At 69.5% G+C, this 26887-nt stretch carries 23 protein-coding genes and 1 pseudogene; 12 read left to right on the top strand and 12 right to left on the bottom strand.

The genetic code is table 11. The features are described from left to right. Nucleotides 1-25 precede the first annotated feature (25 nt). Nucleotides 26-1093 (top strand): substrate-binding domain-containing protein, encoded by a 1068-nt coding sequence (locus IP78_RS01205; RefSeq protein ID WP_054109894.1) that lies wholly within the window; start codon nt 26-28, stop codon nt 1091-1093. Between the two features lie 16 nt (nt 1094-1109). Here IP78_RS01205 and IP78_RS01200 read toward each other — a convergent pair whose 3' ends face one another. The 3 genes from IP78_RS01200 to IP78_RS01190 all read right to left on the bottom strand — a co-directional run bounded on the left by IP78_RS01200 (nt 1110) and on the right by IP78_RS01190 (nt 4916). Beyond that, a complete protein-coding gene (locus IP78_RS01200; RefSeq protein ID WP_054109893.1) occupies nt 1110-2195 on the bottom strand; it encodes a glycosyltransferase family 1 protein in 1086 nt (361 codons plus the stop codon). Between the two features lie 88 nt (nt 2196-2283). After that, nucleotides 2284-3198 (bottom strand): hydroxymethylglutaryl-CoA lyase, encoded by a 915-nt coding sequence (locus IP78_RS01195; protein ID WP_054109892.1) that lies wholly within the window; start codon nt 3196-3198, stop codon nt 2284-2286. Then, nucleotides 3195-4916: a glycosyltransferase family 39 protein gene (locus tag IP78_RS01190; protein ID WP_054109891.1), complete on the bottom strand. Its 1722-nt coding sequence runs from the start codon at nt 4914-4916 to the stop codon at nt 3195-3197. The genes IP78_RS01195 and IP78_RS01190 overlap by 4 nt, the downstream gene beginning before the upstream one ends. 73 nt (nt 4917-4989) lie before the next feature. On the opposite strand from IP78_RS01190, the gene IP78_RS01185 reads away from it, so the two are divergent. From IP78_RS01185 to IP78_RS01165, 5 genes are all read left to right on the top strand, one after another. Further along, a complete protein-coding gene (locus tag IP78_RS01185) occupies nt 4990-5721 on the top strand; it encodes a glycosyltransferase family 2 protein (RefSeq protein ID WP_054109890.1) in 732 nt (243 codons plus the stop codon). Between the two features lie 157 nt (nt 5722-5878). After that, nucleotides 5879-6304, top strand: a complete 426-nt coding sequence (locus tag IP78_RS01180) for a hypothetical protein (protein ID WP_054109889.1) — start codon at nt 5879-5881, stop codon at nt 6302-6304. 67 nt (nt 6305-6371) lie between these two features. Beyond that, a complete protein-coding gene (gene fmt / locus IP78_RS01175) occupies nt 6372-7301 on the top strand; it encodes a methionyl-tRNA formyltransferase (protein ID WP_054109888.1) in 930 nt (309 codons plus the stop codon). After that, a complete protein-coding gene (gene truA, locus IP78_RS01170; protein WP_054109887.1) occupies nt 7301-8041 on the top strand; it encodes a tRNA pseudouridine(38-40) synthase TruA in 741 nt (246 codons plus the stop codon). The genes fmt and truA overlap by 1 nt, the downstream gene beginning before the upstream one ends. Before the next feature lie 127 nt (nt 8042-8168). Next, a complete protein-coding gene (locus IP78_RS01165) occupies nt 8169-10268 on the top strand; it encodes a transglycosylase domain-containing protein (RefSeq protein ID WP_054109886.1) in 2100 nt (699 codons plus the stop codon). A gap of 3 nt (nt 10269-10271) precedes the next feature. Here IP78_RS01165 and IP78_RS01160 read toward each other — a convergent pair whose 3' ends face one another. The 4 genes from IP78_RS01160 to IP78_RS01145 all read right to left on the bottom strand — a co-directional run bounded on the left by IP78_RS01160 (nt 10272) and on the right by IP78_RS01145 (nt 13529). Further along, nucleotides 10272-10757 carry an MGMT family protein gene (locus IP78_RS01160; RefSeq protein WP_156320233.1) on the bottom strand — a complete coding sequence of 162 codons (486 nt, stop codon included), beginning with the start codon at nt 10755-10757 and terminating at the stop codon, nt 10272-10274. A 72-nt stretch (nt 10758-10829) separates the two neighbouring features. Continuing rightward, on the bottom strand, nt 10830-11555 hold the full coding sequence (locus tag IP78_RS01155) for a M48 family metallopeptidase (RefSeq protein WP_054109884.1): 726 nt from the start codon (nt 11553-11555) through the stop codon (nt 10830-10832). After that, complete coding sequence (locus IP78_RS01150; protein WP_054109883.1) at nt 11509-12789, bottom strand: polyhydroxyalkanoate depolymerase; 1281 nt, start codon at nt 12787-12789, stop codon at nt 11509-11511. Before IP78_RS01150 ends, IP78_RS01155 begins: the two co-directional genes overlap by 47 nt. Nucleotides 12790-12905: 116 nt before the next feature. Then, nucleotides 12906-13529 (bottom strand): SCO family protein, encoded by a 624-nt coding sequence (locus tag IP78_RS01145; protein ID WP_054109882.1) that lies wholly within the window; start codon nt 13527-13529, stop codon nt 12906-12908. A 55-nt stretch (nt 13530-13584) separates the two neighbouring features. Between IP78_RS01145 and IP78_RS01140 the strand changes: the two genes are divergently transcribed. The 5 genes from IP78_RS01140 to recQ all read left to right on the top strand — a co-directional run bounded on the left by IP78_RS01140 (nt 13585) and on the right by recQ (nt 19801). Further along, the gene (locus IP78_RS01140) at nt 13585-15036 is read left to right on the top strand and encodes an ActS/PrrB/RegB family redox-sensitive histidine kinase (protein WP_231680838.1); all 1452 of its coding nucleotides are present in this window, start codon (nt 13585-13587) and stop codon (nt 15034-15036) included. A gap of 85 nt (nt 15037-15121) precedes the next feature. Then, nucleotides 15122-15697 carry an ActR/PrrA/RegA family redox response regulator transcription factor gene (locus tag IP78_RS01135; RefSeq protein WP_054109881.1) on the top strand — a complete coding sequence of 192 codons (576 nt, stop codon included), beginning with the start codon at nt 15122-15124 and terminating at the stop codon, nt 15695-15697. 66 nt (nt 15698-15763) lie between these two features. Then, the gene (locus IP78_RS01130) at nt 15764-17005 is read left to right on the top strand and encodes an NAD-dependent epimerase/dehydratase family protein (RefSeq protein ID WP_054109880.1); all 1242 of its coding nucleotides are present in this window, start codon (nt 15764-15766) and stop codon (nt 17003-17005) included. Nucleotides 17006-17013: 8 nt separating this feature from the next. Further along, on the top strand, nt 17014-17877 hold the full coding sequence (locus IP78_RS01125; RefSeq protein WP_054109879.1) for an NAD-dependent epimerase/dehydratase family protein: 864 nt from the start codon (nt 17014-17016) through the stop codon (nt 17875-17877). Nucleotides 17878-17941: 64 nt separating this feature from the next. Beyond that, complete coding sequence (gene recQ, locus IP78_RS01120; protein ID WP_231680836.1) at nt 17942-19801, top strand: DNA helicase RecQ; 1860 nt, start codon at nt 17942-17944, stop codon at nt 19799-19801. A 3-nt stretch (nt 19802-19804) separates the two neighbouring features. Here recQ and IP78_RS01115 read toward each other — a convergent pair whose 3' ends face one another. The 5 genes from IP78_RS01115 to IP78_RS01095 form a co-directional block, all read right to left on the bottom strand. Then, on the bottom strand, nt 19805-20401 hold the full coding sequence (locus IP78_RS01115) for a glutathione S-transferase N-terminal domain-containing protein (protein ID WP_054109877.1): 597 nt from the start codon (nt 20399-20401) through the stop codon (nt 19805-19807). Between the two features lie 9 nt (nt 20402-20410). Then, nucleotides 20411-21568, bottom strand: a complete 1158-nt coding sequence (gene ispG, locus IP78_RS01110; protein WP_054109876.1) for a flavodoxin-dependent (E)-4-hydroxy-3-methylbut-2-enyl-diphosphate synthase — start codon at nt 21566-21568, stop codon at nt 20411-20413. A 57-nt stretch (nt 21569-21625) separates the two neighbouring features. Continuing rightward, on the bottom strand, nt 21626-22744 hold the full coding sequence (locus tag IP78_RS01105) for a RodZ family helix-turn-helix domain-containing protein (protein WP_231680832.1): 1119 nt from the start codon (nt 22742-22744) through the stop codon (nt 21626-21628). A gap of 192 nt (nt 22745-22936) precedes the next feature. Then, nucleotides 22937-25210, bottom strand: a complete 2274-nt coding sequence (ptsP, locus tag IP78_RS01100) for a phosphoenolpyruvate--protein phosphotransferase (RefSeq protein WP_156320232.1) — start codon at nt 25208-25210, stop codon at nt 22937-22939. A 46-nt stretch (nt 25211-25256) separates the two neighbouring features. Then, entirely contained in the window at nt 25257-26531 is a 1275-nt protein-coding gene (locus IP78_RS01095) for an aspartate kinase (protein ID WP_054109873.1), read from the bottom strand. An 84-nt stretch (nt 26532-26615) separates the two neighbouring features. Here IP78_RS01095 and IP78_RS01090 point away from each other — a divergent pair. After that, nucleotides 26616-26887 (top strand): annotated as a pseudogene (locus IP78_RS01090) (bifunctional 3-demethylubiquinol 3-O-methyltransferase/2-polyprenyl-6-hydroxyphenol methylase); the annotation flags it as partial.

The following is a 26887-nucleotide window of genomic DNA, read 5'->3' as shown; positions in this document are numbered from 1 at the left end:
ATCGTCGCCTTCGGAACACGCCTCTATGTCCTCGACCCTGCCCCGCCGCCTGTTCGTGGCCGGTGCCGCCACCATGGCCCTGATCGTCGCCGCCTGCGGCCAGCAAGGCCAGCAGAGGAACGGCATCTGGGCGGCGGGGTCCTCGACCGTCTTCCCCTTCGCCACGCGCGTGGCCGAGAACTTTGGCCGCAACTTCCCCGACGGCGCGCCGCCGCGCGTCGAATCGCTGGGCACTGGCGGCGGTATCCAGGCCTTCTGCCAGGGACTGGGCCCTTCCACGCCGGACATCGCCAACGCCTCGCGCCGCATGAAGGGCTCGGAGTTCGACCAGTGCGCCGAGAACGGTGTCACCGAGATCATCGAGATCAAGATCGGCTATGACGGCCTGGCCGTCGCCACAGCCCGCTCCGGCGCCGATTTCGTGCTGGAGGGTTCGGACCTCTATCTGGCGCTGGCCAAGGAAATCCCCGGCCCCGACGGTCAACTGATCCCCAATCCGAACCGCACCTGGGCCCAGGTGCGCGCGGGCTTGCCGGACGTCCGCATCCAGGTCTATGGCCCGCCGCCGACGTCGGGCACGCGCGACAGCTGGAACGAGCTGGCCATGCTGATCTCCGCCGAGGCCCTGCCGGCGCTGGCGGCCCTGGCCGAAAGCGACCCGGACCGCTTCGAGGCCGTCGCCCAGACGTTGCGCGAGGACGGCGGCTGGGTCGACTCCGGCGAGAACGACAACGCCATCGTCCAGACCCTGACCCGCACGCCGGGTTCTGTTGGTGTGTTCGGCTATTCCTTCCTGGAAGAGAACTTTGGCCAGGTGAAGCCGGCGACGGTCAATGGTGTCACGCCGACGCTGGATACGATCGCGTCCGGCCAATATCCGATCAGCCGTTCGATGTTCATCTACGTCAAGAAGGCCCACATCGGCGTCACGCCGGGCCTGCAGGATTTCCTGATCGAGTTTACTTCGGAAGCCGCCACGGGCCGGGGCGGCTATCTGCAGGATCGGGGCATGGTGCCTCTGCCGGCCGCCGAGCGAGCGGCCCAGCGCGCGGTCGCCGCCAATCTGACGGTCATGTCGCGGCCCGAAGAATAACCGGTCGGAGCGGTACTCAGGCCGCCGCGCGGCGACGCAGGCGGGTGATGCGGCGCAAGCGCCGCCAGAAACGTCCGCGCTGGGGCTCAGGGTAGGGCTCCAGGTTCTCGACGAATTGCTCGGCCGAGGCGCGCCAGCTGAAGGTCTCGGCATAGGCGCGGGTGGCCGCCCGGTCGCACTCCAGCGCCTTCATGCAGGCGGTCTTCAGGTCGTCGTCGATGGCCCCGGCGTTCGAGCCGGGGATCAGGTCGATGGGGCCGTGCGCCGGATAGGCGGCGACCGGCGTGCCGGTGGCCATGGCCTCTAGGATCACCAGGCCGAAGGTGTCGGTCCAGCTCGGGAAGACGAAGACGTCGGCGTCCTTGAAGCACCGCGCCAGCTCCTCGCCGAACCTGGCCCCCAGGAACTTGGCCTTGGGATAACGCGCCTCCAGGTCCGCGCGGGCGGGGCCGTCGCCGACGACGATCTTGGTGCCCGGCAGATCGAGCTCCAGGAAGGCCTCGATGTTCTTCTCGACCGCCACCCGGCCGACGTTCAGCCAGAAGGGCCGCGGCCAGTCCTTGCCGCCCAGCTCGGCGTAGATGGGCTCCAGGTCCGGCCGGAACAGCTCGGTGTCGACGCCGCGCGACCAGGGCGAGATGTTCTTGAAGCCGTGCTCCTCCAGCTCACGCTTCAGCGTCGGCGTGGCGACCATCAGGCGGCCCGACGGCTTGTGGAACCACTTCATGTAAGCGTAGCCGACCTGCACCGGCACGGGGAAGCGGGCGGAGATATATTCAGGGAATTTCGTGTGATAGCTGGTCGTGAAGGGCAGCTTCCACTCCACGCAGATGCGCCGCGTGGCGATGCCGATGGGCCCTTCGGTGGCGATGTGGACGGCCTCGGGCTCCAGGGCGCGCAGGCGCTCGCGGATCTCCTCCTCGGCGCCCAGCGCCAGCTTGATCTCCGGATAGGTGGGGGCCGGGATGGTCTTGAACTGGCTGGGTTCGATGACCTCGACCTCATGGCCCATGGCGCGGCATTCCGCGACCGTGCGGGTCAGGGTGCGGACGACGCCGTTGACCTGGGGCTCCCAGGCGTCGGTGGCCAGAACGATGCGCATCGGGGGCGGGCGGCTCTCACCGTGGACGGGACGGGACGATCTAGCGGGTCGCGACGCTCTTGGCGAGACAGACCGAAAAGGCGGACCGTCAACGCGGCCAGCCTCCCGCTCGGCTGAGCGCGCTGGGCGTCGGGCGACCGATGCGCTCGCCGATCCAGCGGGCGGTCGCGATCAGGGCGTCGAGGTCGTATCCGGTGGCGTATCCCGCGCGCTCCAGCATGTAGACGAGGTCCTCGGTCGCCACATTGCCCGTGGCGCCGGGGGCGAAGGGGCAGCCGCCGATGCCGCCGACGGAGGCGTCCAGCACATCGACGCCCGCCTGGACCGCCGCATAGGCGTTGGCGACGCCGGTGTTCCTCGTGTCGTGAAAATGCAGGCGCAGGGTCGCTCCGGGCGCGGCGGCGCGGGCGGCCTCGATCTTTTGGGTCACGCTCCAGGGATCGCCGACGCCGATCGTGTCGGCGAGGCCGATCTCCCTGACGCCGAGCCGAGCGAGTTCGCGCACGACCGTCGTGACCTGATCGACCGACACCTCGCCGTCGAACGGGCAGCCCCAGACGCAGGACAGGGTGGCCGACAGCGAGGGCACGGGCGTATCCCCGCCCGCAGAGTTGGCGCGTCCGGCGACGATGGCCTCCAGCATGGCGATCTGGTCCCGCGTCGCCAGGCCCTGGTTCTTCAGGCCGAAGCCGTCGGTGACAGACAGGGAGACGTTGACCTCGTCCACAGCAGTCCCGAGCGCCCGGTCGTAACCCTTGCCGTTGAGGACGAGTCCGATGCGGCTGCGGCCCTTGGCGGGCGGCAAGGCGGTCATGACCTCTTCCGCGCCGGCCATCTGGGGGACGAGCTTGGGATGGACGAAGCTGACGGCCTCGATCCGGCGCGCGCCCGCCGCTTCCAGACGCAGCACCAGCTCGGCCCGGACGGCGGGATCGAGGATGGCCTTCTCGTTCTGGAGACCATCGCGGGGGCCGACCTCGACGATCTGGATGGGACGGCTCATCGACCGTCCTCGACCACGGGATCGGCGGCGGCCTCTCGCGCGGCGCGCGCTTCCGGCGGGGCGTACAGGGTCAGGCGCACATCGTCGCCGGAGGAGTAGTTGTGACCGGTCACGACGGCGACAGCGGTACCCGGCACGCCGGTCTCGACGGTCGCGGCGCGGAAGGCCTCGGCGTCGCGGTCCTCGACGATGACGGGGCGACCTTCGGCCAGGGCGCGAGCGGCGCCGGCGGCGTCGGTCAGCTGGGTGTCGCGCCCGGTCAGGAAGACGAAGCTGGGTTCATGGAAGGTGGTGATGGCCACCGGGCCGGGCGTCAGCCCTTGACGCGGGTGCAGACCATTCTCCTCCAGCGCCTTCTCCAGCCGGGGCGCGATGGCGAGCGGACGCAGCTGGCGTATGGTTCCGGCCAGGGTCGCATGGGCAATGACGCCGAAGACTAGGGCAATCAGCACGCCCGTGATCGCTGCGCGGTTCAGCAGCAGGAAGCTGCCGATCAGCGCCGCCATGACCGCGCAGACGACCGTGATCGTCGCCCAGGTCTGGGCGGTCGAGGTGCCGAATGCGGTCAGGCCGTAGACGGTGATGCCGCTGACCACCACCGCGGCGAACACCGCGAGGCCAGCGCCGGACCAGCGCGAGATGCGCCCGATAGGCCGGGTCAGGGCGGCGGCCATCAGCAGGGTGATCGCTCCAAAGGTCGGCAAGGTGTAGTGCCACAGCTTGGTCGGCGCGATCTCGAACACCAGCCAGGCCGGGACCAACCAGCAGACCAAAAAGCGGATCGCGGGCTCGGCGCGGCGGCTCCATCCCGTCGACAGGGCGGCGGGCAGCATCAGGGTTGCGGGAAACAGCAGCAGCGGGCTGAGGAGCAGGTACATGCCGGGCAGGCCGCCATGACTTTCCTGGGCGCCGGCGATCTTGGGGGCCAGGTCGCCGCCGATGGCCTCGCGCCAGAAACCGCCGTCCGTGGCGATGGTGATGGCGATGGCCCAAGGTCCGACGATCAAGGCCAGCAACGGCAGGCCCCAGCCCCAGCCCAGCCGTTTCAGCCAGGCGAAGCGCCGGTCCCAGAGGCTGAGCATCAGCACGGCGGGCACGACGACCAGTAAGCCGATAGGCCCCTTCACCAGGATCGACAGGCCCAACCCCAGCCAGACCATCAGCTTCCACGGTCGCTGGGAGGGATCGCCCTTGATCAGCGTCCCGGCGCGGGACGCCATATAGAGCCGCCCCAGCCCGGCCATGGCCAGGGTGACGGAGCCGCACAACATGGCGTCGGTCTTGGCGATCCCGGCCTCCGACGACAGCAGGAAGGTCGCGCCCAGCATCGCTCCGCCCAGGAACCCCGCCCGCGCCCCGAACAGGGCCGACCCCAGCCACGCCGCGGCCCACGCCGCCAGCATGGCCCCCGTCAGGGACGGAATGCGGTAGGGAGCGATCTCGCGGCTCTCGACGCTGGAGGTCAGGCCTACTGCGACGGCCTGCATCCAGTAGATTCCGATCGGCTTCTTCCAGCGCGGATCGTCCTGAAAGCGGATGTCGACGTAGTCGCCGCTCTCCAGCATCTGGCTGGTTGCCTGGGCATAGCGGCTCTCGTCCCGATCCAGCGGCGGCAGGAGCAGCATGGACGGCAGGCCCGCCAGAAGCGCCACAAGGGCGGCCAGCAGGGGGCCGCGCCAGCCGGCGATGTAGCGGTCGAGGTCGGGGCGGGCGATCATGCAGCCTTGCTAACAGACCGCAAGCCAACCGTCAGCCGTGGCGCGAAACGCCGAAATCCGGCACAGAGCGACGATGACCGCCGACGCCGCCCCCGACATCTCCATCGTCGTCCCCGTCCATGACGAGGCCGGGGCCGCCGGTCCCCTGGCGCGCGAGATCGCGGCGGCCTTCGCCGGGCGCTCGCACGAGATCATCTTCGTCGACGACGCCAGCCGGGACGCCACACTGGCTGAGCTGCGCGCCCTGACCGCCGAGCTGCCGACGCTGCGCGTGCTCGGTCACGCCACGAACGCGGGCCAGAGCCGGGCCGTGCGGACCGGCGTGCTGGCGGCGCGGGGCGCGATCGTGGTGACGCTGGATGGCGACGGACAAAACCCGCCGGCGGATGCGCCAAAACTGGTTGACGCCCTGATCGCTGCCCCGCCCCAGGTCGCCCTGGTCGGAGGGGTGCGGCAGAAGCGCCAGGATTCCGAGGCCAAGCTGTGGGCCTCGCGCTGGGCCAACCGTATTCGCAAACGCCTCCTGGGCGACGACGCCGACGACACGGGATGCGGGCTCAAGGCGTTTCGGCGCGATGTCTTCCTGAGGCTTCCCTACTTCGATCACATCCACCGCTATCTGCCGGCGCTGGTGATCCGCGAGGGTTTTGAGAACCGCTACCTGCCCATCGGCCACCGGCATCGGGACACGGGCCGGTCGAAGTACACCAACTGGGGGCGGCTGAAGGCCTCAGTGTCGGATATCCTCGGCGTCATGTGGCTGAAGACGCGGTCGCGTCGGCCGGGGCCGGTCACGGAATACTAGGTCGGCCTCGCCGACAGCGCTCAAGCAGCGAGCGTCCGCGAGCTGAGCGGTGGCGCCAACAAACTTGATCCCATCAAGCGAACCCCGTGGCCCGGCGGAGCGAACCGGGGTATTCATCGTTAACAAGCTGGACCGTTGATCGCAGAAGGACCGCACCATGCTGATCGCCATTCCCCTGCTGATCATTCCGGTCGTGCTCTACAACATCGTCATCCTGTTCGGCGGCGGGGGCGGCGGCATGGCGGCGGCGGACGAGGTTCTGCGCCAGCCGATGTTCTCCATCCCCATGGCCTCGGGCGCCAGCTGGCAGATCGGGGTCGGCGACTTGATCCTGTTCCTGTCGCTGATCCTTCTGTTCTTCGAACTGCTGAAATCGACGTCCAGCCAGAAGGTCGCGATCGTCAACCACGCCCTGTCGATGATTCTTTTCGTGGTTTGCCTCGTCGAGTTCCTGCTGATCCGGGGGTTCGCCACCTCGACCTTCTTCCTGATCACGACGATGGTCATGCTGGATGTGCTGGCGGGTTTCATCGTCACCATCATCGCCGCCAGGAAGGACCTGGACTTCGGCGTCGGCAACTGACGACAGCCTGGGCGAGCGGTCCGTTCGAGACGTTTCCTATCGGCGCGTCAGGCCCTAAGAGGCGCTGATGCGCCTCGCCTTCATGGGAACCCCCGATTTCGCCGTGCCGTCCTTGGCCGAGCTGATCGCCTCGGGCCACGAGGTGGTCGCCGTCTGGTCCCAGCCGCCCCGGCCGCGCGGGCGGGGCCAGAAGCTGACGCCGTCGCCGGTCCACGCCTTCGCCGAGACCATGGGCCTTCCGGTCTTCACGCCCGAGAGCATGAAGTCGCCCGAGGCCATCGCCGACTTCGTCGGGCTAGAGCTCGATGCGGCCTGCGTCGTCGCCTATGGCCAGATCCTGAAAGCCGAGGTGCTGGAGGCCCCGCGCCTGGGCTGTTTCAACCTGCACGGCTCGCTGCTGCCGCGCTGGCGCGGCGCAGCGCCGATCCAGCGCGCCATCATGGCGGGTGACCGCCAGACCGGGGTGCAGATCATGCGTATGTCCGAAGGGCTGGACGAGGGTCCGATCCTGCTGAGCGAGGTCCTGCCGATCCTGCCCGACGATACGGCCGGGACGCTCGGCCAGCGCATGGCGACGACCGGCGCGACACTATGGTCCCGGGCGCTCGCCGCCATCGAACGGGGCGGAGCGGTCGAGACGCCTCAGGTCGGCGAGCCGACCTATGCGAGGAAGATCACGCCCGCCGAAGCTCGCATCGACTGGGCCCGTCCGGCCGCCGAGATCGACGCCCACATCCGCGGCCTGTCGCCCGCGCCCGGTGCCTGGTTCGAGGTCATGGGCCCCGACGGCCAGCCGACCCGCATCAAGGCCCTGATGAGCCGGGTCAGCCTGAAAGCCTCGGGCGCGCCCGGCGAGGTGCTCGACGGCGAGCTGCGGATCGGCACGGGCGACGGCGCGGTGCGCCTGCTGCGCGTCCAGCGTCCCGGCAAGGCGGCGCAGGACGCGGCCGAGTTCCTGAACGGCTTCCCCCTGCCGCCGGGCACGGTCCTGGCCTGATGGCGCGCTATCGGCTGACGGTCGAATACGACGGCTCGGGCTACAACGGCTTTCAGGCCCAGGCCGATCAGCCGACAGTGCAGGGCGCGATCGAGGCAGCGGTGACGGCCTTCTCCGGCCAGACGGTCCGGATCGCTGCGGCCGGGCGCACCGATACGGGGGTTCACGCCACGGGCCAGGTCGTCCACGTCGATCTCGACAGGGACTGGCCGGCCGCCACGGTCATGAATGCGCTGAACGCTCACCTGGTCCACGAAGCCGTGGCGATCCTCGACTGCGCGGTCGCCGAGGGCGACTGGCACGCGCGCTTCTCGGCGACGGGGCGGCGCTACCTCTATCGCGTCCTGAACCGCCCCGGCCGCCCGGCGCTGGACCGGGGCCGGGTCTGGCACGTCAAGCGGGCGCTGGACGTCGAGGCCATGAATGCCGGCGCCGCCCACCTGATCGGCCAGCACGACTTTACCACCTTCCGCGATGTCGCCTGCCAGTCTGCTTCGCCGGTCAAGAGGCTGGACGTCGCGCGCGTCGAACGGGTCGGCGAGGAGGTGCGGCTGGTGTTCGAGGCCCGGTCCTTCCTGCATCGGCAGGTCCGCTCCATGACCGGCACCCTGGTCGAGGTCGGCCTGGGCCGGTGGTCGCCCGACGACGTGCGCGCGGCGCTGGAAGCCCGGGATCGCGCCGCATGCGGACCCGTGGCACCATCGGACGGCCTCTATCTGACCGGCGTCGATTACGGCTGAATTGGCATTAACTTCCCGGCCCTAGTTTGGGCCGAAACGACCTTCACATTCGCGTGAGAACAGTGGGGCGTTCCAGACCGGCGTTCGGCGCGCTATGAGCGGCCGGGCGGGCTTTTCGAGGATGTCTATGGCGGGTCCAGGTTTCGGGCGCGGACAGGGTTCCGGCGGCGCGGCGGCGAGCCGGACGCCGCTTCAGCGCGCGCTCTATTGGGCCGCCGTGGTCGGCGTCTGGGGCCTGATCTTCCTGGTCGTCTTCTTCGCCGTCTTCGCGCGCGGCCTGCCCGACACCTCGGCGCTCTACGACGTCGATCGCCAGCCTTCGATCACCTATCTGGACCGTAACGGCGCCCTGATCGCCACGCGCGGCTCGCAACAGGCCCCGCCGGCCGATCTGGAGGCCCTGCCGGACTATGTCCCGGCCGCCTTCATCGCCATCGAGGACCGCCGCTTCTACTGGCACCCGGGCTTCGATCCCATCGGCATGCTGCGCGCGGTCCAGGCCAATATGCGGGCCGGGCGCATCGTCCAGGGCGGCTCGACCCTGACCCAGCAGCTGGCCAAGAACCTGTTCCTGACGCCCGACCAGAACATGCGCCGCAAGGTGCAGGAGCTGATGCTGGCCGTCTGGCTGGAGATGAAGTTCTCCAAGGAGGAGATCCTCGCCCTCTATCTGAACCGCGTCTACTTCGGCGCCGGCGCCTATGGCATCGAGGCGGCGTCTCAGCGTTACTTCGACAAGTCGGCGCGCGAGCTGACGGTCGGCGAGGCCGCGTTGCTGGCCGGCCTGCTGAAGGCCCCCAGCCGCTATTCCCCGGTGTCGGAGAGCGAGCGGGCGGCGACCCGCGCCACCGTCGTCCTGAACGAAATGGTCGAGGCGGGCGTCATCACGCCGGAACAACGCGCCGCCGCCGTGCTGGAGCCTGTGCGGGTGTCGCGCACCCTGGCGACCCAGCATGCTCAGTATTTCATCGACTGGCTGGACCAGGAGATCCGCGGCCTGGTGGGCGAGCCGACCGAGGACCTGATCGTCGAGACGACGCTGGATCTGACGCTTCAGACCGCCGCCGAAAGGAACGTGCGTCGCATCCTGGAGCGCGACCGCTCGCGCGGGGTCGAGCAGGCGGCGCTGGTCGCGCTGGACGGCGACGGCCGGGTGCGCGCCATGATCGGCGGCGCCTCCTACGCCGACAGCCAGTTCAACCGGGCGGTCGACGCGCGGCGTCAGGCGGGCTCGGCCTTCAAGCCCTTCGTCTATCTGGCGGCGATGGAGGCGGGATACACGCCGGAGACCCCCGTGGTCGACGAGCCGATCCGCATCGGCAACTGGAGCCCGCGCAACTACTCCGGAAACTTCATCGGCGAGACGACGCTGGGCAACGCGGTCGCCCAGTCGACCAACACCGTCGCCGCCTACGTCGCCGACCAGATCGGGCGCGACAGCGTGGCCCGCGCGGCTCGCAGGCTGGGCATCAGCTCGCGCATCGGGCTGGAGCCGGCGATGGCCCTGGGCGCCGTGGAGGTCTCGCCGATCGACATGGCCAACGCCTACTCCGCCTTTGCCAACGGCGGCCGCCGGGTCGAGGCCCACGGCATCAGCCGCATCCGTACGCCCCAGGGCCGGGTGATCTATCAGCGCGGCGCCCGCGACGCCGGCGGCGGTCAGGCCATCAACAACCCGCCGCTCTACTACATGAACCAGATGCTGCGCGGCGTGGTCACGCGCGGCACGGCCCAGGCCGTGGCCATTCCGGGCCGCGATCTGGCGGGCAAGACGGGCACCACCACGGACTACAAGGACGCCTGGTTTGTGGGCTACACGGGCGGCTTCGTCACCGCCGTCTGGGTCGGCAAGGACGACAACACCGCCATGCGCGGGGTGACCGGCGGCTCCTCGCCCGCCGCCATCTGGCGCGGCTTCATGGAGGCGGCCCTGCCGCGTCTGGCGGTCCAGCCCATCCCCAACGGCCCCCCCATGCCCGAGGGCTGGGTCGCGCCCGATCCGGTCGGCGACCTGATGAACTCCATCGAGGACCCGTTCGGCGACAGCCGCGTCATCGACGGCGTGGATATGGACGCGGGCGAGCCCTACGACCCGACGGCTCCGGTGGAGAACGACAATCCGCGTCCCGCGCCGCCCGTGGAACCGCGCCGCCGCGAGGAGCCGCCCGCCCAGAACCCGGAACCGGCCCAGCCGCGCGAACGCGAGCGCGACCCGCTGTTCTTCTGAGGTTCAGAGATCGGCGGGCCACCGGGCCTCATAGTCGAACACGGCCAGCTGCTTCCTGAGCGGCGAGACCCGCACGCCCTCGGCCTCCAGCAGCATCTTCTGGCGTTCTACGCCGCCGGGCAGCTTGGGATTGAGGAAGCCGCCGCGCTTGAGCACCCGCCACCACGGCGTCAGCTGCTCGGCCGCTTGACCGGCGTGGCGCAGCTCTTCGGCCGCGCGCGCCGACATGCCGGCGAAGATGGCGGTGGACACCGGACACGCCGTCTCCACGCCGTGGCGACGGGCCAAGGCCGCGCGCAGATCGTCCAGCGTCGCCACCTCTCCCGGACCGATCCGGCGCACGAACTCATCTACCTCAGCGGGCGAAGAGACGACCATCGCCCCGCCGTTCGCCTCCCGATAGCCGGGCGCGCCGGGCGGAATGACGTGGACGATGTGCGGCTGACGCCCGCTGTTCAGGTGATCCAGCGCGGATTTCCCCTTGGCCATGAAAACCTCCGTGGTCTCAGGATGCACGGGGTCGGGTCCGGGACAATAAGGTGAGTTTGTTCCCGGTTCGTCTCAGCGACCGATGGCGTGCAGCGCCGCGCCGTTGGCCCGCAGCCAGGCGCGGTGAGGCCGGTGGTCCCCAATCAGCCCCCGCACCACAGACCAGTAGGCCGGGCTGTGGTCGGCGTGGACCAGATGCGCCACCTCATGCGCCGCTAGGTAGTCGAGGATCACGGGCGGGGCCAGGATGACCCGCCAGGAGTAGCGGATCGCTCGGGTCTTCGGCGTGCACGACCCCCAGCGCGTTCCTGCGTCGTTAATGGCGATGCTGACCGGGCCCTGGCCCAGCGTCTTGCGATGGACCTCCGTGCGCTCCGCGAGCCGCTCGTGCGCCAGACGCTTCAGCAGGTTCAGCACGCGCCGCGAAAACGCCTCGCCCTCGCCGCCCGAGACGATGCGCGGCCCTTCCGGCCCATCGACCAGCCGGGCCGCGCCCGCGCCGCCGGTCGCCTCGAGCCGCACGGGGCGCCCTTCCACCGGGATCACCGCGCCGGGCTCCAGCGCCGCGCCGGCCGGACGGGCGGACAGCCGCTCGGCGATCCAGTCGGACTTGGACCGGGCGAAGGCGACGGCATCAGCCAGCCGCCGTTCGGACGGCGCCACGGCCACGGCCTCGCCGCGACGGCCGTCGATCCGGATGGAGATGCGCCGCGCGCGCGGATTGACGCTCAGACGTAAGTGCCCGCCGCCCTCAAGCGGCAGTCGCTGACCGGTCCGGTACGGCGGAGAGCTTTTCATTGGCGGCGATGAAGTCCCGGGCGCGGGGGTAGATCTCCTCGCGGAACCGCCGCCCGTTGAAGACGCCGTAGTGGCCGACCTCGGGCTGGACGTAAAGCACCCGGCGGTCGTCGGGGATATTCACGCACAGTCCGTGCGCCGCCTGGGTCTGGCCCACGCCGGAGATGTCGTCCTTCTCGCCCTCGACGGTCATCAGGCCGATGTCGGTGACCTTCGTCAGATCGACCCGTTCGCCACGATGCTCGAGCAGGCCGCGCGGCAGGAGGTGCTGCTGGAAGACGATGTCGATGGTCTGGAGATAGAACTCCTCGGTCAGGTCCAGAACCGACAGATACTCGTCGTAGAACTGCTCGTGCTTCTCGACCCCGTCCCCGTCGCCCTTCACCAGGCTGGTGAAGTAGTCCCAGTGGGCGTCGGTGTGGCGCTGCTCGTTCATCGACATGAAGCTGTAGAGCTGCACGAAGCCCGGATAGACCTGCCGTCCCACGCCCGGATAGGGCCAGGGCACAGTGTGGATCATGTTCGACTTGAACCAGGTGAAGGGCTTCTCCTCCGCCAGCTGGTTCGTTACCGTCGGCGACAGGCGGGCGTCGATCGGCGAGCCCATGAAGGTCATCGACGCAGGCCGGTTCGGATCGTCCTCGGCCGCCATCACGGCGGCGGCGGCCAGCACCGGTGGTCCCGGCTGGCAGACGCCGACGACGTGGGCACGTGGGCCGATCTGGGCCAGCATTTGGCGGATATGGTCGATGAAGTCGTAAAAGTCAAAACGCCCTTCCAGCATCGGCACCTGACGGGCGTTCACCCAGTCGGTGACATAGACGTCATGGTCCTGAAGGAAGGTCTCGATCGTCCCGCGCAGCAGGGTGGCATAGTGGCCCGACAACGGCGCGACGATCAGCACGCTGGGCGCCGCGACCGGCTTCCTCGCCCGCTTCAGGTCGCCGACGTTACGGGCAAACCGAAGCAGCCGCACCCACGGGCTCTGCCAGATCACCTGCTCGGTGGTGCGCACCGGATGGCCGTCGATATTGACGACCTCCAGCCCCCACGCCGGCTTGCCGTAACGCCGCGTCATGCTCTCGAATACCTCGGCCGAGGCATAGGCCGTGCGTCCGATCGCCGTCTGCGACGCCGGATTGAACGGAGAGGTCCAGAACCGCCGGGCGAACTGGGCCCCGATCCGGAAAGGCTGCGCCGAGGAATAGGCGAGCTCGTGAAGGGCGTAGAGCATGGAATCCTTGAGGCGGCCCCCGTCGGGCGGGGATGGGGCCATAGAACGCCCGGCTTGGCAAAAGGATTATCGCCGATAACTCTTAACCGTTACCAAGCGTGACGGCTCGCGCCCGTTCAGCCCCGCGCCATCACCCGCCGGATCAGCTCGGCCGACCGTTCCGGCCCCAGGTCATGGGCGATGGCCGAGCGGAATCGTCCGTCCGGGCCCATCAGATAGACCGTCAGCGAGTGGTTCATGGTGTAGGCGTCGCCCTCGCCGACCTTCTCGTAATAGGCGCGATAGGCGCGGGCGGCCCCGGCGACCTGCTCCTGTGACCCCGTCAGGCCGATCACGCCGGGCGGAAACCCGTCGGACAACAGATAGTCCTTCAGCGCCTGGGGCGTGTCGCGCTCCGGATCCACCGAGATGAAGACGATCTGCAAATCGTCGGCCTGGTCGCCCAGCCTCTGCCGCGTCGCTTCCAGCGCGGTCAGGGTCGTCGGGCAGAAGTCGGGGCAATAGGTGAAGCCGAAGAAGACCAGGCTCCATTTTCCATCCAGCAAGCTCTGATCGACCGCCTGATCCTCCTGATTGACCAGCTGGAACGGCCCGCCGACGCTCGGCTGGCCGGTCGCGGTCCCTTCCGCCACGGCCTGCGCGCGGTCACGGCTCGTGACGACAATCACGGTCACGGTGGCGAGCGACGCTGCGATGGCGATGCAGGCACCCGCGAACAGCAGGATGGAACGGCGTGGCATCGTGTCTCCGGAAGAAAGGGCCGACAGAAGCAGGGGCGCGGTCTATAGACCGGTCGTGAGCACAAGCGAAGCCAGCCTCTCGTCACAGCCCCTCGTCGCCCCCGGCGGGCGCCCCGGCCTGCCGCGCCGCAGCCGGGGCCTGAGCCTTCGCACCCTCATCATCCTGCGCTGGCTGGCCATCGCGGGTCAGACAGCGACAGTCATCGTGCTGGTCGCGGGCCTGCATTTCCCCTTGCCGGTCTGGGAATGTCTGGCGGTCATCTTCGCCAGCGTGGTGGTGAACCTGATCGCCATGTCGCGCCTGCGACAGGTCGACGGTCGCCTGCCCGACGGGCGGCTGACGGCGATCCATCTCGGTTTTGACATCCTCCAGCTGACGGCCCTGCTGGCCTTCACCGGTGGCCTGGAAAACCCTTTCTGCCTGCTCCTCGTAGCCCCGGTGACGGTGGCGGCGGCGTCCTTGCCGGGCCGTCAGGCGTTGTTCCTGGGTCTGCTGGTGCTGATCGCCACCGTCAGCCTGTTCTTCTGGTCCATGCCCCTGCCTTGGGAAGCGGGGACCAAGCTGGAGCTGCCGGCGCTCTATCGCTTCGGCATCGGCCTGGCCCTTATCACCGGGGTCGTCTTCACCGCCGCCTACGCCTGGCGCGTGGCGGCCGATGCCGAGACCCTGGAACTGGCTCTGGCCACGACGCAGGATGTGCTGCAACGCGAGCAGAGGCTGGCGGCGCTGGGCGGTCTGGCGGCCGCGGCGGCGCACGAGCTCGGCACGCCGCTGGCCACCATCCAGGTCGTGGCCAAGGAGCTGCTGCGTGCCTCGCCGCCCGACGGCCCCGTGGCCGAGGACGCTCGTCTGCTGCTCAGCCAGGCGGACCGCTGCCGCGACATCCTCAAACGCCTCTCGACCCGGCCCGAAGACGGCGACGACCTCTATGTCGACATCGGCCTCAAGGCCCTGCTGAACGAGGTGGTCGAGCCGCACGAGGGCTTCGACATCGCCATCACCGTTTCCGTCGAGACCCCGCCCGGCGTTGAGGAACCCCGCGTCAAGCGCTTCGCCGAGGTCGTCCACGGCCTGTCCGCCATCGTCGAGAACGCCGCCGACTTCGCCGCCTCGTCCGTGCGGGTCGAGGGCCGCGCCGGCGAGCGCTGGATCACCGTGACCGTCATTGACGACGGTCCCGGTTTCGCACCCGACATCCTGCCCCGGTTGGGCGAGCCCTATGTGACCTCGCGACCCAACAGCAAGGCCCGCCAGGCCGTGGCCAAGCAGCTCGCCGCCGCCCGTGACGCCAGCCGCAACGTCAAGAAGGGTCGGCCGGTGGTGGCCCCGCCTCTGGCCGAGATCGCGCCCAGCCAGGGCGGCATGGGCCTGGGCTTCTTCATCGCTCGCACGCTGCTGGAGCGGACGGGGGGTCAGGTGGCCGTCGGACATGGCGACGGCGGCCCAGGCGGCAACCGCGGCGCGCGGGTCACGATCCGCTGGCCGCGCGAGGCGCTGGAAGCGTGATAGACTGTCCGAAGGCGACGCATCGCCGCACCGCTTGAATTCGCTCGGGGAACCGCCGACTTCGGCGGCAAGGGAGAACATCGTCATGGCCACCGCCGCCGCCACTGCCCCATCCGTCGAGGAGCGCATCGCCGCCCTGGAGGACCGCTCACTGCTATTGCTGGACGACGATCAGGCCCTTCGCACCCGTCTGGGCCGAGCCCTAGAATCGCGCGGGTTCGAGGTCACCACCGTCTCCTCCGTCGCCGAGGCCAACGAGGCCCTGCGCGCGAAACAGCCCGCCTTCGCGGTGCTGGATATGCGGCTGGAGGACGGCAACGGCCTGAAGGTGGTCGAGACCATCCGCGAGCGCCGCGACGACGCCCGCATCGTCATGCTGACCGGCTACGGGGCCATCGCCACCGCCGTGGCGGCGGTCAAGGCCGGGGCGGTCGACTACCTGTCCAAGCCCGCCGATGCCGACGACGTGGTCAAGGCCCTGCTGGCCACCGGCGACGCGCCCGAGCCGCCCGAAAACCCCATGAGCGCCGACCGCGTCCGCTGGGAGCACATCCAGCGTGTCTATGAGCTCTGCGACCACAATGTCTCGGAGACGGCCCGGCGCCTGGGCATGCACCGTCGCACGCTCCAGCGCATCCTCGCCAAGCGCGCCCCGCGCTAAGGCCGAGCTTTGCCCGCGCCGCCCCTTCCGCTAGTCAGGGCGGAACGACACGAGGAAACGGCGGCGATGAAGGTTCTGGTTCTGGGCGGCGATGGTTTCTGCGGCTGGCCGACGGCGTTGCACCTGTCGGCGCGCGGTTGGGACGTGGTCATCGTCGACAACCTCAGCCGCCGCAACATCGACAATGAGCTGGAAGTCCAGTCCCTGACCCCGGTCCGCCCGATCGGCGAACGCATCGCGGCGTGGAAAGAGGTCTCGGGTCGCGACATCGGCTTCGTCAACATGACCGTCGGCAAGGAGTTCGACCGTCTAGTCGAGCTGATCCGCACCGAGCGCCCCGACAGCGTCGTCCACTTCGCCGAACAGCGGGCCGCGCCCTATTCGATGAAGTCGGCCCGGCACAAGCTCTACACGGTCGACAACAATCTGAACGCCACCAACCACCTGCTCGCCGCCATCGTCGAGAGCGGGCTGGACGTGCATCTGGCGCACCTGGGGACCATGGGCGTCTATGGCTATACGACCGCCGGCCTGCGCATCCCCGAGGGCTATCTGAAGGTCACGGTCGACACCGACTTCGGCCCGGCCGAGCAGGAGATCCTGTTCCCGCCGAACCCCGGCTCCATCTACCACATGACCAAGACGCAGGACGCGCTCCTGTTCCAGTTCTACGCCAAGAACGATCAGCTGCGGATCACCGACCTGCACCAGGGCATCGTCTGGGGCGCCCAGACCGAGGAGACCCGGCAGGACGAGCGTCTCATCAACCGCTTCGACTACGACGGCGACTACGGAACGGTGCTGAACCGCTTCCTGATGCAGGCGGCGGTCGGCTATCCCCTGACGGTGCACGGCTCGGGCGGCCAGACCCGGGCCTTCATCCACATCCAGGACACGGTGCGCTGCGTCGAACTGGCGCTGAAGAACCCGCCCAAGCGCGGTGACCGCGTCAAGATCCTCAATCAGATGACCGAGAGCCGGCGCGTGCGCGACCTCGCGGCCATGGTCGCCGATATGACCGGCGCCGAAATCCACAACGTCCCCAATCCGCGCCAGGAGGCCGACGAGAACGAGCTGGTCGTCGCCAACGACCAGTTCCGCGACCTGGGGCTCAAGCCCATCACTCTGGCCGAAGGCCTGATGGCCGACGTGACCGACATCGCCCGCCGCTACGCCAACCGCTGCGACCGGACCAAGATCCCCTGCGTCTCCGCCTGGAACGCCGGTCGGGCCAAGGCGCTCGAGACCGAGCCCGTGCGGGCGGTCGAGACCGGCGCCCCCGCTTCGGCGCGCGCGCGGGCGGTCTGATCGACACGGTGGCCGGCTCGCTCCTCGTCTTCGGCGGCGGCTATGTCGGCGCCCGAGCGGCGGCCGAGGCCCTGCGGCGCGGCCTGACAGCGACTGCGACCTCGCGTGACGCCGGCCGCCGCGCAGCGTTCGAGGCAGCGGGCGTCGCGGGCGTCGACCCGGCCGACGAAGCCGCCTTGCAGGCCGCCGTGGCCAAGGCCTCGGCCATCCTCGTCACCGCGCCGCCCGAGGCCACAGGTTGTCCGGGCCTGAGGGCGCTGATCCCGGCGATCACGGCGTCCGGCGCCTATCCCGACTGGATCGGCTACGTCTCCTCGACCGCCGTCTACGGCGACAGAGACGGCGGCTGGGCCTTCGAGGACGACGAACTGAACGCTTCCTCGCTGGAGGGCGCGCGCCGCGTCCGCGCCGAGGCGGACTGGCTGGACGCGGGGCGCGGCATGGGCCTGACGGTCCAGATCTTCCGCCTGCCCGGCATCTACGGTCCCGGCCGGTCGGTGGTGGACCGCCTGCGCGACGGCTCGGCGCGGCTGGTGCGAAAGCCCGGTCAGATCTTCAACCGCATCCATGTCGACGACGCCGTCTCGGGCCTGTTCGCCTCGATGGACCGCCCCAACCCCGGCCGCGCCTACACCCTGGCGGATGACGAACCGGCCCCGGCCGACATCGTCATGGAGTGGGCGGCCGACCGTATGGGCCTGCCCAGGCCGCCCGAGGTCTGCTGGACCGATCCGTCGGTGTCGGACGCCATGCGGCGCTTCTACCTGGACTCCAAACGGCTCTCGAATGCGCGCGCCAAGGCGGAGCTGGGCTGGCGGCCGACGTATCCGACCTGGCGCGAGGGGCTGGAGCAGGTGCTGGCGGCGAACTGACGGTCGTCGTGATGTCATCGGTTTGCCCCTGCCATCCCTGGCGAGTCGTCGTATGTGCGACGCGATGAGCCAGGATCTTCTCCCCCAAGCCCGCGCCGTCCTGGAGCGCGTCTGGGGTCATGCCGATTTCCGGGGCCTGCAGGCCTCGGTCGTGGCCGAGGTTCTGGCTGGACGCGACGTACTCGCGGTCCTGCCGACCGGCGGCGGCAAGAGCGTCTGCTATCAGGTCCCGGCCCTGATCCGCCCCGGCCTGGGCCTTGTCATCTCGCCGCTGATCGCGCTCATGACCGACCAGGTCGAGGCGCTGCGCCAGCAGGGGGTGCGCGCCGCCCGCCTCGATTCCGGCCTGTCGCTCGATGAACGTTCCGCCGTCCTGCGCGCCGCCCGTTCAGGCGAGCTCGACCTGCTCTATGTCTCGCCAGAAGGGCTCCAATCGGGCGCCCTGCTCGACCGTCTGTCCGAGACACCGCTCGCCCTCATCGCCATCGACGAGGCCCACTGCGTCAGTCAGTGGGGCCATGATTTCCGCCCCGACTACCGCACGCTCGGCCGGCTGGGAGAGCTCTTCCCCGGCGTGCCCCGCATCGCCGTCACCGCCACGGCCGACGCCCGCACCCGTGATGACATCCTCGCGTCCCTGCACCTCGAAGGGGCTGCCGTCTTCGTCGACAGCTTCGCCCGACCGAACCTGCAGCTGTCCGCCATCCGCAAGGACTCCGCCTCGCGCGCCAGGACCGACGCCCACGTCATCGAACTGGTCCGCGCCCGTCGGGGCCAGTCCGGCGTCGTCTATTGCGGCAGCCGCGACGGCTGCGAGCGCGTGGCCGATGGGCTGAAGTCCGCCGGGACCAACGCCATCGCTTATCACGCCGGCATGGCCGGGCCGGAGCGCGACCGGCGGCTCGAGCGTTTCCTGGCTGAGGACGGGGCCGTGATGGTCGCGACGATCGCGTTCGGAATGGGCGTCGATAAGGCCGACGTCCGCTTCGTCATCCACGCCGATCCGCCGGGGTCGCTGGAGGCCTATTGGCAGGAGATTGGCCGCGCGGGCCGGGACGGCGAACCCGCCGACGGCATTACCCTTTACGGTCCCTCCGACATCGCCTGGACGCTGCGTCGTCTCGAGAGCCGCCCGATGGCCGAAGAGGTCAAGGCGGTGCAGACGCGAAAGGCCCGCCAGCTGTTCGCCATGCTGGACGGCGCCACCTGCCGCCCCCAGGCCGTGCGCCGCTATTTCGGAGAGACCGACGCCGGCGCCTGCGGGGTCTGTGATATCTGCCAGGACCCGCCTGCCCTTTATGACGCCACCGTCCCGGCCCAGAAGGCGCTGGCGGCGGTCCAGCGGCTGGGCGGCCGATTCGGACGGGGCCGGATCGTCGATCACCTGACCGGCAAGACCAAGGACGTCCAGCCCTGGGAAAGCGACCTGTCGACCTGGGGCATCGGCAAGGACATCGCCTCCACCGGCTGGCGCGACATCCTGGATCACCTGATGTTCGAGGGCCTGCTGGTCGAGGATCCCAACGAGGGCAAGCCGCTCGTCACGCTGGGCGACCCCGACCGCGTCCGCGCCGTCTATCGGGGAGAAGCGAAGGTCGAGGTGCGCCGCACTCCCGCCGGCTTCGACGCCCGCACCCGCTCGGGCAATCCCCGCAACCGCGCCCGCAATGACCGCAACGCCGCCGTCGAGGCGCTGGACGCCGATGTCCGCGCCCGGTTCGAAGCCCTGCGCGCCTGGCGCCGCGACCGTGCCTCGGAACAGCACGTTCCGCCCTACGTCATCTTTCAGGACAAGACCCTGCTGGAAATCGCGATGCGCGAGCCAGGCACGCTGGACGCGCTCGCCGCCATCCCCGGTGTCGGCGTGACAAAGATCGACCGCTACGGCGCGGGAGTGCTTAAGGTGCTTGGGGAACTGGCCTGAGCGTCAGGCGGGAACGGTCTGGCGGAAGCTTTCGCGCATCTCCAGCGCTGCCTGAAGCGCCACCAGCCCCGGCCGTCCGGTCTTCCAGTCGTAATCGGGGTGGCGGAAATCCAGCCAGGTCACGGCGCAACCGGCCGTGATGACGCCCATGTCCAGAGGCTCGGCGGCGACGCCCGAAGCCTCGAGAGCATCAAGAGCGCGCCCCATGTTCTCGGTCCAGCGCGCCATCCACGACGGCGACCGCTCGCTCTCGGGACGGCGCTTCTCCAGCACCAGCTTGACGCCCATCTCCAGCACCGCCGAGGCCAGACCCTCGACCCGCTTCACCCGCCACCGCTCAGGTCCATCGACTGGCAGGAGGATCGGACCCACCCCCTGCCGGTCCAGCCATTCGCAGATCACCGGGCTGTCCAGGATCGCCTCGCTGTCGTTGGTGAGCAGCGCGGGCACCTGGGCGATCGGATTGACCGCCAGCAGCGCCTCGGGGCTCTCGTACGGGTTAACGAGAAGCTCCTCGACGCAACCCGCCAAGCCCTTCTCGCGGACCACGATCCGGCACTTGCGCGCGAACGGCGAGGGCGGGGCGATGTAAAGCTTCATGAGACCAGCCTACTCGGCCGCTTCGAGCGCCGCGGCCTGGGCGGCGCGGGCGGCGTTCAGTTCCTCGGCCTTCTGCTCGACCATCTCGACGATCGTGTCGATCATGCCGTCGTTGGCCTGCTTGTGGGCGATCTTGCCGTTCAGATAGACCATGCCGGACCCGGCCCCGCCGCCGGTGAAGCCGATGTCGGTGTAGAGCGCCTCGCCTGGGCCGTTCACGACGCAGCCGATGATCGACAGGCTCATGGGCGTGGAGATGTGGGCCAACTTCTCTTCGAGGATGCCGACCGTCTCGATGACGTTGAAGCCCTGACGCGCGCAGGACGGGCAGGCGATGATGTTGACGCCCCGGTGGCGCAGGCCGAGCGACTTCAGAATGTCGAAGCCGACCTTGATCTCCTCGACCGGATCGGCGGCCAGCGACACGCGGATGGTGTCGCCGATGCCCGCCCACAGCAGATTGCCCATGGCGATGGAGGATTTGATCGTGCCGGTGCGCAGCGGCCCGGCCTCCGTCACGCCGACGTGCAAGGGACAGTCTATGGCCTCGGCCAACTGGTGATAGGCGGCCACCGTCAGGAAGGGATCCGACGCCTTCACCGAAATCTTGAACTCGTGAAAGTCGTGGTCCTGCAGGATGCGCGCGTGGTTCAGCGCGCTCTCGACCATGGCGTCGGGGCAGGGCTCGCCGTACTTCTCCAGAAGTTCCTTCTCCAGCGAGCCAGCGTTGACGCCGATGCGCATGGAGCAGCCGTGGTCCTTGGCCGCCTGGATGACCTCGCGCACCCGGTCGGGGCTGCCGATGTTGCCGGGATTGATCCTCAGACAGGCCGCGCCGGCCTCGGCCGCCTCGATGCCGCGCCGGTAGTGGAAGTGGATGTCGGCCACGAGCGGCACCTTCGCCTCTCGCGCGATCGTCTTGAACGCGGCCGTCGACTCCTCGTCCGGGCAGGAGACGCGCACGATGTCGGCTCCTGCCTCTTCCAGCTGGCGAATCTGGTCGATCGTGGCGGCCGCGTCCGAGGTCGGCGTGTTGGTCATCGACTGGACGCTGATCGGCGCGTCGCCGCCGACCGCGACGGAGCCGACCCGGATCTGGCGGCTCTTCCTGCGTTCGATGGTCCGCCAGGGACGGATGTGGCCGAGTTCAGTCGCGTCGTGGCTCATGACACGGGAATATAGGCGAGCGGTCGAGACAAGGCCATGACGGCCATGCGCCGACGATCAGCGCGGCGTGACAGCCGGCGTCAACGCCGTCTGGGCGGCTTGCGTGGTCTGCGTCACGGCCGCCTGGGCCGCGGAGGCGGCGCGGGCGGCGGCGGCCTGACGCGCGGTGGCCTCGGCCTCGATGCGGGCGGCGGTCTGGCGAGCGAGATCTGCGGCGCGACTGTTCAGCTGGGCCAGCGGCGTCACCGGGGTCGGCAAGACCCCGCCGTGCTCTCCGTTCAGATAGACGTCGAAGTCACCCGGCTCCGATACGTCGACCACGGCGGCCACGCCCATCGGCGCGCGCCAGGCCTCTCCGGCCGCGAGCTGGCGGGCGAACAGGACACGGCCGTCAGAGGTGCGCACCACGAAGGCGGCGGCGCGACGGGCCTGGATCACCACCTGCGACGCCGCAGCCTCGGCGCCGTAAACGGCACCGCGCGGATTGAAGGCGGCCTGAACCGGCGGGGCGCTGGCGGCGGCGGCCGCAGCCAATGCCTCTGTGTCGGCAGGATCGATGCCGGTCAGTTGGGCCTCCAGCCCCGGCGTCAGATAGAGCGCTGGCGTCGTCTGGTCCGGCGGGGCCGGGAGCGGCGCGCCGACGCTGACGGGTTGTTGGCCGATGACGGCACCCAGGCTCCAGCTTTCGGGCACCTCGGCGATGTCGGACGGTTGGGGCGCGCGCATCAGGCTGACGCGCTGCCAGACATTCCAGCCGACGATGGACAGCACGATCAGGGCGATGGCGCCGATGATGCGCGGCGAATAGCGTCGGACTTCCTCGAAGGCGATGCCGACCGGCGGCTGCAGCGGAACGGCGGCGTCCGGCGTCTCACGCTTGAACCGCTCGACGGCCAGTTGTTCGTCGAGGCCCAGCGCCCCCGCATAGGCTCGCACATAGCCGATGGCGAAGACGCGCGACGGCAGGGCCGAATGGTCGTTCTGCTCGAGCGCGCGAAGATAGCGTTCGTGAACCCGGGTGTCGGCGGCCAGTTCGGCCAGAGACCGGCCGGACTCTTCGCGGGTACGTTTCAGGCCATCCCCGAGGGTCGGCGCGTCAGTGATGGAGGGCACAGGGTCCTTCCAGTCCGGATGAGCCCGAAACTCGTCGGGGACGTTCCCCGTGTCCAGCGCCATGACGCCCTGCCCCATACTCAGCGACGGACTGACAGACCCCGTCGCAGTACCCCACACGGGTCCGCCTAGCACGGTGCTGTGACGAAACCCGACCGGCCCCCCGGGGATACTGAAATCGTCTTGTGGATAACCCATTTTGGCCGCTGGTTCAACGTCTTGTTAAGCTTGTTCGCCGTCCCGAAAGGGAACGGTTCACAGACCGACGTTCAGTTTCCGGGCCAGACTCTCGATCTCGTTCCTGACCGACCCGGCCGAGGAGCCGAGCAGTTTCTCCATTCCACGACGCGCCGCCGCCAGGTCAGTCGAGAGGATCATCCGCTTGACCGGGCCGACGCCGCCGGCCGGGGCCGACAGGCGGGTAAAGCCGAGACATATCAGGGCGAAGGCCTCCAGCGGTCGCCCCGCCAACTCGCCGCAAACCGACACTGGCGTGCCGCTTTCGGCGCAGGCTTTCTGGATGGACTGCAGCGCCCGGAGCGCTGGGGGCGACAGGGGGTCGTAGCGATCCGACACCAGGGGGTTCGTCCGGTCCGCCGCATACATGTACTGAAACAGGTCATTGGACCCGACCGAGACGAAGTCGGTCAGCGGCAGGAGCGCGTCCAGATGCCACAGCAGGCTGGGGCATTCGATCATGGCTCCGACCCGCAAAAGCGCCGGTAGCGGCCGCCCCCGACGCCGCGCCCATTCGCACTCGACGTCGACCAGGTCTCGGGCGGCGCGGAATTCGTCGACCGTGGCGATCATGGGGAACATGACCCGCAGCTCGCGCCCCGCCCCGGCGGCCAGAAGCGCGCGCAGCTGGAGCCGGAGCAGGGACGGTCGGTCCAGACCCAGGCGAATGGCGCGCCGCCCCAGCGCCGGATTCTCCTCCCGCTCGGTCGTCTCCATGTAGGGCAGGACCTTGTCGCCGCCGATGTCGAGCGTCCGGAAGGTGACGGGCCGGCCGCCCGCCGCGTCCAGCACCAGCTTGTACAGCTCGGTCTGGGAGTTCAGGCGCGGCAGTTCTTCGGACACCATGAACTGGAACTCGGTGCGGAACAGGCCGATGCCTTCGGCACCGGTGGCGTCCAGGTTCTCCAGATCGACGGCCAGACCGGCGTTGGTCAGGAGCGTGATCCGCGTGCCGTCCAGCGTGACGGCCGGGGTGTCCCTCAGCTTGGCGAACTCCGCCTGGCGCTGGCTGCGCACGGCCATGCGCGAGCGGACCGAGTCCAGCATGTCCGGGCGCGGCCGCAGATGCGCCTCGCCCGTCTCGCCGTCGACGATGACGAGGTCGCCCTCGCTCAGCCGGTCGCGCACCCCCTGCAGACGGCCGACGCAGGGAATCTGCAGCGCCCGGGCCACGATGGCGGCGTGGCTGGCGGCCGAGCCCTCCTCCATCAACAGGCCGCGGATGCGATCGCGGGGGTATTCCAAGAGGTCCGCCGGCCCCAGGTTCTTGGCCACCAGGATGGCGTCGTCGGGTAGCTCTCGCTCGCTGGGATTGTCGCCCGCCAGGATGCGCAGCAACCGGTTGGCCAGATCCTCGAAGTCATGGAGCCGCTCGCGGATATAGGGGTCGCGCGCCTGGGCGAAACGGGCGCGGTGTTCGTTCCTCACCCGGTCGACGGCGGCCTCGGCGGTCAGGCCGCCGCGCACCGCCTCCTCCAGCGACCGGTTCCAGCCCCGGTCGTCGGCGAACATGCGATAGGTTTCGAGCACCTCGAACGACTGACCCGCCAGCTTGCCCTGACCGCCGTCCAGCAGGTCGTCGATGGACTTCTTGAGCGCGTTCAGCCCTTCGCGGAGCCGGATCTCCTCGACCTGCTGGTTCTCGGCCAGCAGCCTTTCGGGCGGCAGGGGGGGCTCATGCAGCACGACATGGCCGTAGGCCAGCCCTTCGGCGAACCGTTGGCCCTTGATGCGTTCGGGCCTGTGGGGCGCCAGTTCGACATCGCGCAGTTCGTCGGCCGCCAGCAGCTCGCCAGACGCCACCGTCTCGGCCAGCACCATGGCGATGGTCTGGATGTCCTCGACCTCATCCTCGTCATAGCGACGCTCGGCCCGGTTCTGGACGACCAGCACCCCGATCGCCCGGCCGCCGCGCAGCAGGGGGGCGCCGAGGAAGGCGTGGTAGGGATCCTCGCCCGTCTCCGGCCGGTAGGAGAAACTGGGGTGGGCGGGCGCGTCCGACAGGCTGATTGGCTGGGCCAGCCGCGCCACCTCGCCGACCAGGCCCTCACCCGGCTTCAGCCGTGTGCGGTGGACGGCGTCGGGGTTCAGGCCCTGGGTGGCGAACAGTTCGAGCTCGCCCGACGCCCGACGCAGATAGATGGAGCAGACCTCGGCCACCATCGACTGGGCGATGGTGCGGACGACGACGTCGAGACGACCCTGCGCCGGGCCGCCGTCGGCCATCGCCTCGCGGATCTGGCGCAGGAGGACGCGCGGTCCCCTCGTCATCGCTCCGCCCGCTACGGCCATCCGGTCTCCCTGCTCGGCCCCAACATAAGGCCAGCCTCAGCCAAACCTATACCGCTTCCAGCCCATAGGCCGCATGCAGCGCCCGCACGGCCAGTTCGGCGTAGGCGGCGTCGATCAAGACGCTGATCTTGATCTCCGACGTCGAGATCGCCTGGAACTTGACGCCCTTGTCGGCCAGCGCCCGGAACATGGTCTGGGCGACGCCCGCATGGCTCCTCATGCCGACGCCGACGACCGAGACCTTGGCCACGTCCTCGTCGACGCGCAGGTCGGCGAAGCCGATCTCTCCTTGGGCCGACCGCATCAGCTCGGCGGCGCGGGCGGCATCCCGGCGGCCCGTCGTGAAGGTCAGGTTGACCGCGCCCTCGGTGCGGGCCTGGCTCTGGACGATCATGTCGACGTTGACGTTGGCCTCGGCCAGGCGCGTGAAGACGTCGGCGGGCGCGTCGGTGCGGTCCGACAGGCCCAGAAGCGTGATCCGGGCCTCGTCTCGGCTCATGGTCACGCCGGACACGATGCGTTTCTCCACGATTTCCTCCTCGTCGCAGATCAGGGTGCCGGACTTCGGCGGAAGATTTCCGTGCTCGTCGGGCTCGACGAAGCTGGACAGGACACGGACGGGCACGCGCATGCCCATGGCCAGTTCGACCGACCGGGTCTGGAGCACCTTGGCGCCCAGGGACGCCATCTCCAGCATCTCCTCGTAGGAGACCTTCTCCAGCCGCCGCGCCCGGCTCTCGATGCGCGGGTCGGTCGTGTAGACGCCGTCCACGTCCGTGTAGATGTCGCACGCGCAGCCCAGTGCCGCCGCCACCGCCACCGCCGAGGTGTCCGAGCCGCCCCGGCCCAGCGTTGTTATGCGCCCGTCCTTGGTCACGCCCTGGAAGCCGGGGACCACAACGATCTCGCCGCCGTCGACGGCGTTGGCCAGGGCGTCGCCGGGGATGTCCTCGATGCGCGCCTTGCCGTGGGCGTCGTCGGTCAGGATCGGCACCTGCCAGCCCATCATCGACCGGGCGCGAAAGCCCATGTTGCGAAGCGTCAGGGCCAGGAGCCCCGCCGTCACCTGCTCGCCCGAGGCGACGACCACGTCGTATTCGTCGTCCGACAGGGGGATGCCCTGCGCCGGCGGACCGGCGCCGTCGGTCCAGGCGACCAGCTCATTGGTCTTGCCCGCCATTGCGGACACCACGACGGCGACCGCGTGCCCGGCCTTCACCTCGGCGGCGACGATCCGGGCCGCGCGGCGGATGCGCTCCAGGTCGCCCATGGAGGTGCCGCCGAACTTCATGACCAGCCGAGAGGCTGTTGGCCGCGTCATCGTGACGGGGTCTCCCTGTTGCGCGGCCTTCCGAAAAGGGGTTCACCCTGTCAGCCCATGGCCGCTTCTAACGACCCCTCCGCGATGCGCAAACCCCTTGCCGCCCAAGGCTTCGAGGGCGAGGCGCACGGCCCGTCCATCGATCCCGCCGACGTAGCGCGCTTCTCGGCGCAAGCCGAGGAGTGGTGGGACGCACGCGGACCGTTCGCCCCGCTGCACAAGTTCAACCCGGCGCGGCTGGGCTTCATCCGCGATCAGGTCGCCGCCCGCTTCGGCCGCGACCCCCGGGCCCTCCGCCCGTTCGAGGGCCTGCGCCTGATCGACATCGGCTGCGGCGGCGGGCTGGTGGCCGAGCC

This window comes from Brevundimonas sp. AAP58 (genome assembly GCF_001295975.1).
GTDB lineage: Bacteria > Pseudomonadota > Alphaproteobacteria > Caulobacterales > Caulobacteraceae > Brevundimonas.
Note: the sequence above shows the minus strand (reverse complement) of the source record. Positions and strands in the feature narration are given on the sequence as shown.